13 protein-coding genes, 1 tRNA gene and 1 pseudogene are annotated in these 13,399 nt (G+C 39.6%); 8 read left to right on the forward strand and 7 right to left on the reverse strand.

What is annotated here, in order from left to right; genetic code table 11:
- Positions 1 to 22: 22 nt before the first annotated feature.
- A complete protein-coding gene (gene rimP, locus BG00_RS13605; RefSeq protein ID WP_008114543.1) occupies positions 23 to 478 on the reverse strand; it encodes a ribosome maturation factor RimP in 456 nt (151 codons plus the stop codon).
- A 279-nt stretch (positions 479 to 757) separates the two neighbouring features.
- A tRNA-Met gene (locus tag BG00_RS13610) sits at positions 758 to 834 on the reverse strand.
- A 224-nt stretch (positions 835 to 1,058) separates the two neighbouring features.
- Between BG00_RS13610 and BG00_RS13615 the strand changes: the two genes are divergently transcribed.
- From BG00_RS13615 to BG00_RS13630, 6 genes and pseudogenes are all read left to right on the forward strand, one after another.
- Positions 1,059 to 2,612 (forward strand): cryptochrome/photolyase family protein, encoded by a 1,554-nt coding sequence (locus BG00_RS13615; protein WP_036983182.1) that lies wholly within the window; start codon positions 1,059 to 1,061, stop codon positions 2,610 to 2,612.
- A gap of 160 nt (positions 2,613 to 2,772) precedes the next feature.
- Positions 2,773 to 3,784, forward strand: a pseudogene (locus BG00_RS13620) (phospholipase).
- Positions 3,784 to 4,215, forward strand: coding sequence for a hypothetical protein (locus BG00_RS18200; protein WP_253861394.1), 432 nt, complete (start codon positions 3,784 to 3,786; stop codon positions 4,213 to 4,215). Before BG00_RS13620 ends, BG00_RS18200 begins: the two are co-directional and overlap by 1 nt.
- Entirely contained in the window at positions 4,197 to 4,454 is a 258-nt protein-coding gene (locus BG00_RS18205; RefSeq protein WP_253861395.1) for a hypothetical protein, read from the forward strand. The genes BG00_RS18200 and BG00_RS18205 overlap by 19 nt, the downstream gene beginning before the upstream one ends.
- 15 nt (positions 4,455 to 4,469) lie before the next feature.
- Complete coding sequence (locus tag BG00_RS18210; RefSeq protein WP_253861396.1) at positions 4,470 to 4,964, forward strand: peptidyl-prolyl cis-trans isomerase; 495 nt, start codon at positions 4,470 to 4,472, stop codon at positions 4,962 to 4,964.
- 4 nt (positions 4,965 to 4,968) lie between these two features.
- Positions 4,969 to 5,427 carry a hypothetical protein gene (locus BG00_RS13630; RefSeq protein WP_253861397.1) on the forward strand — a complete coding sequence of 153 codons (459 nt, stop codon included), beginning with the start codon at positions 4,969 to 4,971 and terminating at the stop codon, positions 5,425 to 5,427.
- 73 nt (positions 5,428 to 5,500) lie between these two features.
- On the opposite strand, the gene BG00_RS13635 is transcribed toward BG00_RS13630, so the two are convergent.
- A complete protein-coding gene (locus tag BG00_RS13635; RefSeq protein ID WP_036983183.1) occupies positions 5,501 to 5,947 on the reverse strand; it encodes an Hsp20 family protein in 447 nt (148 codons plus the stop codon).
- Between the two features lie 289 nt (positions 5,948 to 6,236).
- On the opposite strand from BG00_RS13635, the gene BG00_RS13640 reads away from it, so the two are divergent.
- Positions 6,237 to 6,500, forward strand: a complete 264-nt coding sequence (locus BG00_RS13640; RefSeq protein WP_008114535.1) for a GrxA family glutaredoxin — start codon at positions 6,237 to 6,239, stop codon at positions 6,498 to 6,500.
- Positions 6,501 to 6,660: 160 nt separating this feature from the next.
- Complete coding sequence (locus BG00_RS13645) at positions 6,661 to 8,487, forward strand: DEAD/DEAH box helicase (protein WP_036983185.1); 1,827 nt, start codon at positions 6,661 to 6,663, stop codon at positions 8,485 to 8,487.
- Between the two features lie 1,046 nt (positions 8,488 to 9,533).
- Here BG00_RS13645 and BG00_RS13655 read toward each other — a convergent pair.
- From BG00_RS13655 to BG00_RS13670, 4 genes are all read right to left on the reverse strand, one after another.
- Complete coding sequence (locus BG00_RS13655) at positions 9,534 to 11,093, reverse strand: AbgT family transporter (RefSeq protein WP_036983190.1); 1,560 nt, start codon at positions 11,091 to 11,093, stop codon at positions 9,534 to 9,536.
- Between the two features lie 142 nt (positions 11,094 to 11,235).
- A complete protein-coding gene (locus BG00_RS13660) occupies positions 11,236 to 11,511 on the reverse strand; it encodes a YfcL family protein (protein WP_024602794.1) in 276 nt (91 codons plus the stop codon).
- Between the two features lie 3 nt (positions 11,512 to 11,514).
- Positions 11,515 to 12,657 carry an ATP-NAD kinase family protein gene (locus BG00_RS13665; RefSeq protein ID WP_036983192.1) on the reverse strand — a complete coding sequence of 381 codons (1,143 nt, stop codon included), beginning with the start codon at positions 12,655 to 12,657 and terminating at the stop codon, positions 11,515 to 11,517.
- Entirely contained in the window at positions 12,647 to 13,201 is a 555-nt protein-coding gene (locus BG00_RS13670) for an elongation factor P hydroxylase (protein ID WP_036983194.1), read from the reverse strand. The genes BG00_RS13665 and BG00_RS13670 overlap by 11 nt, the downstream gene beginning before the upstream one ends.
- Positions 13,202 to 13,399 lie beyond the last annotated feature (198 nt).

The following is a 13,399-nucleotide window of genomic DNA, read 5'->3' on the forward strand; positions in this document are numbered from 1 at the left end:
GCCCTATTCCTTCGCACTCGAATTAAAACTTTGCGATTATGTTCGCACGTTCAATGTTACTAAGCATGATTAAATGCTCTGCACCATCGCTAGATAGTGTGATCATATCGCTGCTAACTGCTATTAAATCGCCTTTAAAATTACGGCGACCGTCTTGTGGAAGCTTAGTACGCACACGTACTTCCTCTCCTTGCGCCTGCTCGTAGTGATCTTGTTTGAATAATGGACGATCAACACCAGGAGACGACACTTCCAAATCATATTCGTTTGTAATCGGGTCTTCGACGTCTAAAATCGCACTAATTTGACGACTTGCATCTGCGCAGTTGTCAACTGAAATTCCATCCTCATGAGCAATGTATACTCTTAAGGTAGAATGGCGACCCGCTTGTACAAACTCAAGACCATGTAATTCAAAGCCTAGCATTTCTACCGCAGGCGTTAACATGGTTACTAAATCTTGTTCAAGTTTTGTCACGAAAATCCTCCATACAAACAAAAAAAGGGCTTATAGCCCTAAAATACTGAGTTTAAATTTTGATTTAATCGATAAACATTAAATCAAACGGTGCAGATACAACAACGCCCCGAACCAAGCGGGGCGTCACACCAAAAAACGCAAAACTGTGTGGCCTAGGGCCAAGCTTGGTTGCGAGTCAGTACCCTGACCAAATTAAACTTCATTAGCTTAAACGCAAAACGCGCATTACTTAGAATGCGCGATATAAAGTAGTAAGTATAAACCTACTATTAAGATTGGTTGCGGGAGCCGGATTTGAACCAACGACCTTCGGGTTATGAGCCCGACGAGCTACCAGACTGCTCCATCCCGCGCCAATAGATAAAAAGTTAATAACTTAATATCGCTGTTAGTAAATTTTATAATCTACTAAACAATGGCCACTATTATAAGGATGTGCCACTAAATTAGCAACCATAATAAGTAATAAGTTGATAAAAAAAGCAATACTGTTTATTGCTTTGCTCTATGATTAAAACGACATTTAAAAATCGATCGCTTTTTAAAATACTGCGTATAAAAATAATTTTGGCTCATTATGAAAAAATTCAAAACCTTAAAACTAATTTTAGGTGACCAGCTAAACCCCGCTCATTCTTGGTTTAAAGATAAATCCGATGACACCGTGTTTGTTATTGCCGAGCTCATGCAAGAAGCGCAGTACGTAAAGCATCACGTACAAAAAATATCAGCCTTTTTTAAAGCCATGGAAAACTTCGCTAACGCCTTAAAAGATGCTGGCTTTAACGTTTTGCATTTAACGTTAAATGACACCAAAGTCGATGATAACTTACCCGCTCTTTTAACTCGATTAGCTAAGCAGCATGAATGCACCTCAATTGAATATCAATACCCAGATGAGTACCGTTTAAAAACACAACTGCACGACTTTGCCACTAACAGCGAATTAGCTGTGACTGCCTGTGACAGCGAGCATTTTTTATTAGCATTTAACGATATAGACAAACGCTTTAAAAAAGATAAACACGTCACTATGGAGCATTTTTATCGGGCAATGCGTAAGCAGTTTGATATTTTAATGGATGATGACAAACCTCATGGCGGTCAATGGAATTTTGATGCGAATAACCGTAATAAGTTTTCAAAAAGCGATTTAGCCGATATCCCCAAACCCAAATTATTTAAAAATGATGTTAGCACCATCATTGAGCGTTTAGATAAACATAAAATAAAATACTTTGGGCAAATAGAAACCCAATTAAGCTGGCCAACAACCCGTAAACAAGCAATAAGCGCACTTGATCACTTTTGTGCACATTTACTTCCCCGTTTTGGTCAATTTCAAGATGCAATGACAGATCAATGCCCTGATAAAGATACCTTTTATCACAGCCGGTTATCATTTGCGTTAAATGCCAAAATTTTACATCCTCGCTATGTTATCGACCGTGTGGTCAAAGAATACCAACAACGCCAAGATGAAATATCTATTTCTCAGGTTGAAGGCTTTATTCGTCAAGTACTGGGTTGGCGCGAATATGTGCGTGGCGTGTATTGGAAAAACATGCCCGATTACGCTAACAAAAACCAGCTTAATGCAACCCGTGCACTGCCACGTTATTTTTGGAATGGTAAAACAAAAATGAACTGCTTAAGCCACTCATTAACACAAAGCTTAGACAGCGCGTATGCCCATCATATTCAACGTTTAATGGTAATAGGTAATTTTTGTTTACTAACCGCTATTAACCCTGATGAAGTGGATGAATGGTATTTGGGTGTTTATATCGATGCTATTGAATGGGTAGAAATGCCTAACGCACGAGGGATGAGCCAATTTGCTGACGATGGCATCATTGCTACCAAGCCTTATGCGGCTAGCGGCAACTATATAAATAAAATGAGCGACTACTGTAAAAGCTGCCAATATAAGGTGAAAGAAAAAGTAGGAAAAGACGCTTGCCCGTTAAATAGCCTCTATTGGCAATTTATGCAAACACACCGAGAGCGGCTTGAAAAAAATCCACGAATAGGCATGATTTATCGCAATTGGGATAAACAAGATGAATCATTACGCCAAGAAACTTTAGATCAAGCTAGCCACTATTTAAATAGTATTGAAGAGCTATAAATACAAATGCCGTCAATTGGCGGCAACACCCTTGATAGTTAACATTAAAGTACCAAATACAGGTAATATTGTTAATTAATTGTTTAATCTGTTTATCGTGTCAGTGTAATGAGCTTATTTTTTAATTGCATCTCTTACTCCAGACAATGATGAGAATAAAATGAAAAAACAATTAATTGCAGCGACACTTTTACTACTGAGTACAAGCCAAGCTCAAGCTTTTAGTCAAGAAACTCACAAATGTATTGTTCTTGATGCTGTTAACTATATGCAGCAGCACCCAACTAGTACTGAATATGCAGCCCTACGACAGTACGCTGCACAAAACAATCTGACAATCTCTGAATTAGCCGAGCTGCTTGGACAAGCTGCTTATGATGTAGATGACTTTGAAGACACTTTTTTCTGTGGTGCAATCACAGGTTCGTGTGTTCAAGCGCCTGTATGGGGAGCAGCGCAAAGCATAGTTAAATATACAAGCTATTGGCATTTTCAAAATCATACTCAAGGTGCAGACCAACATGGTAACGATTTTGGTGGTTAAAATTATGACAAGCTCACTGTTTGGGGCACGATTGATAATCTTGCGTCTGCTTGGCTTAAAGGTGACTACCTTGATGATGGTAAAGGGGGGGAAACTTAATGCCGATTCTTCAAAATAAAACAGTTATGGTGTAACAGAATCTCACTATAGAATCGATAGTAACTCAACCTATTCTATGTACGACGACTTTGAAGAAATGCCATTTCAACCTATCGATAATTTAGGGCAATATTGGTATCAAAGTTACTTACAGAGCGGCAATCCGCAAGTATTAGGGTTTGTGTTCCATACTACTGATTTATTACAGCCTCACCACACGTGGACCAAATCAGATCTAATTCATTCTAGCTGGGAAAGTTGGGTAAACGATTACGATTACTATGACCAAGAGCAGCTCAACAATTTATCACTCGTTACTCAAGCAATGCAAACGTTCTCGCCTTTAGATAAAAATAGCCAAGATGTTCGCCCATTATTAACTCAAGGCGGTTCATTTTCTTATGCACAAGGTGGGATTGTACTCAACTCAGAAGATCATTTTGATCGCCTTAATATAGCTAAGCAGGTCGTGCCCCATGCAATAGCAATGGTGGTGCACTTATTAAACCACGCCATGGTTGCTCGCTAATGAAAAAAATGGCTATTTTAGTGATTACATTACTAGGTGTGTTTTACCACTCCCTAGTAATGGCATCATTTACACAATACAGCAATGATGAAATTAACTTTATGCATCGTGCTTATTTAAAGCACAACCCTGATATTACAATCAATGAAGTTAGAACTCGTCTGTATGAAAATCAGTTTTTATTACAACAAGCTGCGCTAAAAAAACCTGCGATAATAAAACGACAATCTGCCGTTGGTTTTAGGACTCAATACCATGTTGAACGTTACTTAAAAAATCTGTTCGATTCACAGTTAGCTATAAGCGCACAGTCAAGCCCAATAAAGCTTGAGATTTATGATAACCAATGGCTTAAACGCACATTAGGGCCCTACCCTAAAAATGGCCAGTATGTGCAAAGCGCCATCAAAAAATGCAGCAGTTTGATTTAACCCCTCTTTTGTATAACGCTATTAATTTATATGAATTTGTCGATGCATTATCAATGCAGGTACGCTTTAAACTCCACAAAGGAGATAGTGAACTATTCAAAAGTGAATTAATAAAAAAACGGCAATTCAATATAGCGTTTTCAAAAGCCAAACCGATTTTGGCAAAACAGAATATTGATATTGAACATCTGTATGAAATAGCTCAAGGAGATATTTTGCGCCCCTCCATTCAAAGCTGACTAGGCATAAATACAATGATGCATATGCAAAGCCCCGTTCTTGAAAAACTAGAGAAACAAGTAAACAAAAGCGAAATTAAAGCATTTTATCAAGCCAATAAATCGCAGTTTAAATTTTTAAGCCACGTAAAAGCCCATAGAGCTCAATTTGCTCATCGAGCCAATGCTGTAAGTTTTCGCACCTTGGCCGGTAACAAAACGCTAAAACAATCATTAGTAATATTAGGAAAACAAGATATATATGCTCAATACAACAGTGAATTAAACCGTAAAAACAAAAGTAGCTGGGTTGTACAACTTGCGTTCACAACTAAAGAAAACACCATTTCTCCTATTATACGTACACCCAGTGGTGAATGGGTGGTGACACACAGTTATGAGCATCAGTTTGAGTACTTTTCGCCAGAAGATGAACCGTTCGATACCAAGCAACAAAGGCCATCGCAAAACAAAAAGCGGTACAACAGTATGAGGATACTTGGCTCAAGTGGCAAAATAAGACAGGAGTAATTTTATGAGTAAAAAAGTTTTCGTTTCTGTTGTTGTAGCTTGTGTTGGTATGTACGCACTTTTTACTCAATATACTAGTAAACCAACGATAAAGAATATTGATTCCCTTAACCAAGCTAAAAGTGTTAAGCAAATAACGTCACTTGAGCTGACTACTGCTGACATGACCCAAGAGCTGAAAAGCACGCAATTAAACACGGTTACAACTAATAATACGAGCCCTCAGCCTTTGCTACCAATAACCTCTCCTGCCTATTTACCCAACATAGTAAAAAATACTCAGCCAATTGCTCAGTACGGTGGTGGTTTAAATAATCACCAGGCATATCAAGATTTCCACCTTGAACAGCAAAGACAGCTAGAGCAACGTTTTGTTATTGCTGCACAAGCCAAAATATTAAAACTTGAAGAATTACTGGCTAAAGGCCGACAAAAAAGCTTTCACAAGAACAACTACAAATAAACTTAAAAGACTAACAACGCAAAAAGCCGCCAAATGGCGGCTTCTCACAGGGAAAATACGTGTGCTAGCTTAACTATTTGCTTTCTAGCATATTGCCTGAGCCAATCTCGATTTTACGTGGCTTAAGCGCTTCTGGGATCTCACGTTCAAGGTCGATGCTTAGTAAGCCATTGGCTAAGTCTGCACCAAGTACTTTAACGTGGTCGCCTAACTGGAACTTACGCTCAAAGTTACGCTCGGCAATCCCTTGATGAATAAATTTACGCTCATCATTTTGCTCTTTACCTGCTTTAGTGCCTGATACAACCAAAGTGTTGTTTTCAGATTGCAAGGTTAACTCGTCTTCACTAAATCCGGCCACAGCCATAGTGATACGGTACTTGTCTTTATCAAGCGCTTCGATGTTATAAGGAGGAAAACTTGGCTGCTTGTCAGTTTGCGCAGCAGCATCCATTAATGATGCTAAATGATCGAAGCCAATGAATGAACGGTATAGGGGTGATAAATCTACTGTACGCATAATAATATCCTCATATTTAAGCGATATATTGCTGCTACTTTTCGTTTGAACAAGTAACGGCAAAAGTTAATTAATAATATAATTTTCAAATAGTTCTAATTTACTGAAGACCCATAAGGCGTCCTCAAATAACTATCTATGGGCGGGCAATTTTATTTCAAGATTTTTTTATAAAATATTTTTATTTTTTTACAGGCCCTAAAAAAAGCGAACGCAATAATCGTTTTTTTGCACTGTAATAAAAAATGAAATTAGTTACACTAGGGTCAACTAATCTGAGGAGAGCGTTATGTTAACAGTAATTTTTGGCCGTGAAGGCTGCCCTTTTTGTGTTCGCGCTAAAGATGTTGCAGAGCAACTTGCTAATGATCGCGATGATTTTAAATACCGCTACATCGACATCATCAAAGAAGGTATCAGTAAAGAAGATTTAGAGAAGTCTGCAGGCAAACCATGCCCAACCGTACCGCAGATTTTTGTAGACCAAACTCATATTGGTGGTTTTACTGAATTTGAAGCTTATGCTAAAGAAAACCTAGGCCTTTACCAGTAATTTTGTAGACAGAGTGTTAACCAGCTCAATTAACGCATAATTGAAGCTGGTTAAATTTCGACCAACATCAAACACATATAAATTAGTTGTAATTTATACAAGCATTTGCCTCGTATTTCCTATACAATGCGCGCCTCTTTAAATTCGTTGAGGCGTATTAATGTCAGAACCAGTCACGTTTGAATCTCTAAATCTTTCTCCTGCAATTTTAAAGGCAGTTGAAGAGTTGGGTTACAAGACACCATCTGAAATCCAAGCTCAATGTATACCGTTATTGCTAGAAAGAAAGGACGTACTGGGACTAGCACAAACGGGTACAGGTAAAACAGCAGCATTTGCACTGCCATTACTAAATAATATTGACCCGTCTGTGAAACAGCCACAGATCCTTGTACTCACACCTACCCGTGAGCTTGCGATCCAAGTAGCTGAGGCATTTGAACAATATGCAAAACACACTCGTGGTGTTGAAGTATTGGCACTTTATGGTGGCCAGAGCTACAGCATCCAGCTGAGCGCACTTCGTCGTGGCGCACAGATTATCGTTGCTACACCAGGTCGCTTAATCGATCACATAAACCGTGGCACTATCAAGTTTGATGCTTTACAAGCACTTGTACTTGATGAAGCCGATGAAATGCTACGTATGGGCTTTATCGATGATGTAGAAAGCATCATGGAAAAAACACCGCGTGAAAAGCAAACATGTCTTTTCTCTGCGACTATGCCTAAGCAAATTCAAAACATCAGCAGCAAATATATGAATAACCCTGAACAGATTCATATCTCTGCGCGTAACTCGACAGTATCGTCTGTTGAGCAAGTGTTTTGGAATGCAAGCGTACATAAAAATAAAGCGATTGTTCGCTTTTTAGAAGCTGAGCAATATGAAGGCGCTATTGTTTTCGTTCGTACACGTAATGACACAGTGCAACTTGCTGAGTTATTAGAGCGCGAAGGTTTCTCTGCTGCTCCACTTAACGGTGACATGAACCAGCAAGCGCGTGAGCGCACGGTTGATCGTTTAAAAAGCGGCATGCTAAACGTTGTTATTGCAACAGACGTAGCGGCACGTGGTCTTGATGTAGACCGTTTAAGCTTAGTTATCAACTACGACATTCCACAAGACTCTGAAGCCTACGTTCACCGTATCGGCCGTACAGGTCGTGCTGGTCGTACTGGTAAAGCGATTCTTTTCGTTAAGCATAACGAGCGTTATTTACTTAAAAATATCATTCGTCATACTAAATCTGAAATCGCACAAGTTGAATTACCTACAGCTAAAGTTGTTGAAGAAAAACGTATCAATGCCTTACAAGAAAAGCTTACGCTTGCTCTTGAAAACAAAGATATTACTTTCTTCAATGAAGTGGCTGCCAACATGGCACAAAAACTTGAGCTTGCTCCTGAAGACTTAGCGGGTGCGTTACTGTGTTTAGCACAGCAACAATCACCAATTAAAGTTGAAGAAGTTAAGATTCAACCGCGTGAGCGTAACGAACGTAATGATCGTAATCCTCGTAGCAATGACCGTGGTCGTCGTAACGAACGTGGTGGTGAGCGCGCTGAGCGTAAACCACGCGAGCGTAACAGCCGTGATGCAGGCCCTATGGATACATACCGTATCGAAGTAGGTCGTGAACATGGTGTTCAGGTTAAGAACATTGTTGGCGCAATTGCTAACGAAGCAGACATTTCAAGCAAGTTTATTGGTGACATTCGTCTTCACGATAATCACAGTACGGTACAATTACCGCAAAACATGCCTAAAGATGTACTTGATCACTTCCAAAAAGTGTTTATTTGTAAACGCCCAATGGGTATGACATTAACACAAGATCAAGGCCCTTCTGAGCCACGCGGCGAGCGTTCTGAACGCCCTGCTGGTGGTGACAAGAAGCGTAGCTTTAATAAAGATGGTCAACGCCCTGATAAGCGTAGCGGCCCTCGTAAAGAACGTCGCCCAGTTAGCTTTACCGCTAAGTAAGCAACGACTCTTTAGAAAAAAGCCTTGGCATGAAGTGCCAAGGCTTTTTTGTGTCTGGAATTCAGGTATCAGCTTAATTTCCCTAACTCGAAGCCGCAAGCCAGTATTAGGTACTTAACTAACATATTGAATTAAAATATATTTTGTTTGCTTTCTCTAACCAGAGATTGCAGTGAAAACAAGGCTAAATTACGCGTCAATAGCTAGCCTATTGTAAGTAAATTCAACGCAATTAGCGTTGAAAAAGCTGCTTGAGATAGCTTTATTACCCAATAACTCAGATTACTTAATGTGTATAAACATGTTTTCTTTGATTTTTAAAACAATAAAATTTATGTAAACTAAGCAAAGGCTATAATTCATGGACGAATTAAAAATTGAAAAGAAATTACGACAACTTACTCTTTGTAGCAATAATGTTCCCTATTTTATTATGCATCATTATTCCTATCTTAATGGACTTTACAGATCCACCATTTATCACAAATGAAATATACGACGTTATTTTCTTTATAACACTCCCTATTATTTGTGGCGCATCATTCATCTATTTAAATATACTTGTATTCAATAAATATAGACGCTGCAGTAAATACAAAGAGCATCTTAAATCTAGTTTCTCAGATACAAAAACGAAATTATCATTAATATTCACGTATCCATTAATCCCTTTTTTAATCTATGGAACACTCTATATTTTTATCTCTGAGCCCATAAAGTTATGGGCTTACTACACGCAAGGCGACTATTGGTATAAGGAATATATCCTAACTGATGTACAAAAGTGTGGTTCTGATTATGAAGATAGTTGTACTCATTTATATTTTAAAGATCCTAAAACAAACGAAACTCATGATTTTAGATGGTACGACGATAAGTCTACAATAATGAATAACAAAAACGATTATGTTTATATTCTTGGTGAGGCCAGTTTGTTTGGCTATATAGTGAGAGATTTAGAAAGGTAACTTAGACTTACTTTGAATATTACAGCACTTTTATATAAACCTCACTCGAGTGAGTGAGGTTTATGAATCAAAATTAAGTTAAGGCGCTACTGCTGGGTACACGTAGCTGGCATCAAGTCCTAATGGGAGACCGAGTGCCCAATATCCCAGCAAGAAGATACTCCAGCCAATCATAAAGGCGATTGAATACGGTAGCATCATCGCGATAAGCGTACCTATGCCTGTACCTTTAACGTATTTTTGACAGTACACCACAACTAGTGGGAAGTATGGCATAAGCGGAGTGATAATATTAGAGCTAGAATCTCCCACGCGGTACGCCGCTTGCGTTAAGTCTGGCGAAATACCGAGTTGCATTAGCATAGGTACAAATACCGGGCCTAACAGTGCCCACTTAGCCGAGCTTGAACCAACAAATAAGTTTACAAAACCAGTTAGGAAAATAATCCCTACTACCGTTACTGAGCTCGGTAACTCCATTGCTTTTAATACTTGAGCCCCTTCAATTGCCAGTAAAGCACCTAGGTTTGATTTACTAAATGCAGCAATAAATAATGAACAAAAGAATGCCATAACAATGTAATACGCCATACCATTCATGGCTTTGCTCATCGCATCTATCATGTCTTTAGAGGTTTTAAAGGTCCCTACAGTAAAACCATATACTGCGCCTGGGATCCAAAATAACAAAAATATCAGTGGCACTATTGATTGCATTAGTGGTGAACTAAAATTTGTTAACGAGCCATCGCTGCTGCGCATCGCTGAATCAGCCGGTGCAGATACATACGCTAATAATGCAATACCTGCAATCATTACACTACTTGCAATAAGAAAGGCGCGCTTTTCGTCGCTACGCGCATCTTCAAATGCTGGTAGGTCTTGAGTTTCGCCATCTACTGGTGAATTTTTTAAACGTGGTTCAATAATTTTATCGGTGATATACCAACCTAACAGCACAATAAATAAACTTGATGCTGAAGCAAAGCCCCAGTTATTAAGCGGGTTAATGCTCATTGTCGGATTAATAATTTGTGCTGCACTTTGGGTAAAGCTTTGCAATAGTGGGTCAATTCCAGATGGAATAAAGTTAGCACCAAAGCCACCACTCACCCCCGCAAATGCCGCTGCAATACCGGCAAGCGGATGACGACCGGCGGCAAAAAATATTACCCCAGCAAGAGGTATAACTAACACATACCCTGCATCGGTAGCCGTATGGCTCACAATAGCCACCAAAATAATTGAGGGTGTTAGTAATTTTCTAGGCGTTACTTTGAGCATTAATTTAAGGCCGGTATTAATAAAGCCCGAATGCTCTGCAACGCCCACACCTAGCATTGCAACCAGCACTACACCCAGTGGCGCAAAACCGGTGAATGTTTTTACCATAGAAGATAAAAAAGTGGCCAACGAATCGCTGGCAAGCATGTTATTAATGATAATGGCTTCGCCAGTACGAGGGTCTATTGCATCAAATGTGACGCTTGAAAACCACCAAGACAAAAACCAGATTAATAACATGGCAAACAAAAAGATAATTGCTGGATCAGGCAGCTTATTACCTACCCGCTCAACAAAATTTAAAAATCGCGCAACTATGCCCGTTGGCATTGTCGCATCATTATTGTTATTCATTTCACTTGTTCCCTAGAATTTAGACTACGCTACTTTAGCGTATCTAAGGAATGAGGTAAATTTTAACTGAGTAAACAAGTTCTTTTTTAGCCACAAAAAAACGCGGCTCAGTGGCCGCGCAGTTATAAATGAATAAAAAAGCTTATGCGAGTGCTTTTACTTCATCCCATATTCTTACTACGAGTGCTTTATCGTCTTCATTAAGTTCGCCATTGCGATAGGCTTTTACTAGGCTTTTTTCAACGGTGTCGTTTAGCTCAGTAATTTCTAAATTTAGCTCCTCAACTTGGGCATACCCTACCGCTAAATCAAAGTGACCACGTAAATAACCGCCGGCAAATAGCTCATCATCAGTGGCTTTTATCACTAAATCATCAAAATATTGCTGCGCAGCATCTATGTAATTTACTAAACTCATGTGTTACTTCTCCTCAAGGTGCAGCCCATCTTGATGACCTACTGCATACATAATATGGTCGTTAAACCCACTGGTTACACGTATATAACCGCTTAATTCATCATCTAACTCGCTATCGCCGGTGTCACAAATTAGCGGTCGGCCATTTAAAGCCTGTAATTTAGTTTTTGTTGCCACTACAATAATATTGTCGCGGCCTATCGCTTTAATTAACGCAGGACTGAGTTGTTGATTACCTCGACCAAAAATATGCCCTTGACCGCCAATCAAGGTGATCACTAATTTTGTCTCACGTCCTGTCGTAAGTTCAAGTAATTGTTGAGCTGTTAAGTCTTGGCCTACTAAAGCTTGATCTTCAACTAAATCAACACCGAGCAGTGTATTCTCAAGCCCCATTTCTTCCATCACCGCGCCAACGGTAGAGCCACTGCCCATTACATAGAGGGTATCGGCATCCATTTCACTGACCACATAAGCGGCAATATCAGCAAGTACCAATTCATCGGTTTCTTTACCGCCATTTTTAACCGCTTGTACATAGCGCACTTCACTGGGTACTTGCATTTCGCCATAACGTTTTGCTTTTACTGTTCCTTGGCGAAAGGCGACTTCATCAATGTCCATCACATCAGCATCGCTTAGCGTTACCAGCTCACCTTTAACTAACATTTCAACTACGCGACCTGCAGCTTTTGGCGTTATGGCATATACTCCAGAGTGAATTTTACACCCTGCAGGAATACCCAACACAGGTACGGAGTCTTCTACAGCATGACAAATGTTGCGCGCCGTTCCGTCGCCACCAGCAAATAAGATTAAATCTACACCTTGCTGCTGTAATAAACGAGCTGCCGCTTCAGTATCGTCACTGGTTGTGGGTGAGCTACTTTGATAAACCACTTGCGTATTAAAGCCGAGCGATTTTGCTGTGTGCTCCCCCATTTCATCATTAACAGTATAAATAGTAATATTTGACTGATAAGGTACCAGCACTTCAAGTGCAGCTTTAGTGCGGCTATTTGATTTAGGCTCAGCGCCTAATGCAATGGCTTTAGCGGCGGTGTCTTCGCCGTCACTGCCTTTTAACGCCACGCTACCGCCCAATCCTGCAACCGGGTTTACAATCAGCCCTAACTTAAACTGCATCTTTTAGCTCCTTGGGAGAATGCCATGAAAACTGCGCAGCATTTAAAGGCCACATGGTGTTATAAAATTTACACAGTGCTTTTAATAATAAGGTTGTTCGCGGGTTAAACCCGTTTTGCAACAACTCTAATAACTTTGCATGAACACGCGATTGAAACGCAAATCGACAAGTTTGCTCACCATTTAAATTATCTATCGATACGTTAAAATCGAACCCAGCAGCCACACTCAATGCCCACTCTATTGCTTGAGGTTTTACCTCTACTGACTCAAACTCTGCTTGCTGTGTAGCATCGCGCCCATCAGGGCAATACCAATAACCATAATCTTCACTTAAACGGCGTTGCGCACCTGCCACTAACCAATGGGCTATTTCATGCAATGCACTGGCATAAAAACCATGGGCAAACACAATTTGATGATACGGGGTTGTATCATTTGCGGGAATGTAAATAGGCTCATGCTCACCTTTTACCAAACGCGTGTTATAGCTTTGGTAAAAAGTGTGTTCGAAAATAGAAATTAGATCAGCTACTTGGTGCATAAATACTTCGTATACTCGTTTGAACCCGATGCTTTAAAGACAGATGAAATTAGTATAAAGCACACTAAAAACGAAGCGAATTGTACGTACTTTTATCTACAAAGTAAAAAATTAGCGATGCATTAATTAAGGCTTCCTTACCATACTTTATTTACTGAACGCTTAATTACGCTTACCATACACCAACAAAAAACCTGA

The organism is Pseudoalteromonas sp. SCSIO_11900 (assembly GCF_000576475.1).
Taxonomy (GTDB): domain Bacteria; phylum Pseudomonadota; class Gammaproteobacteria; order Enterobacterales; family Alteromonadaceae; genus Pseudoalteromonas; species Pseudoalteromonas tetraodonis.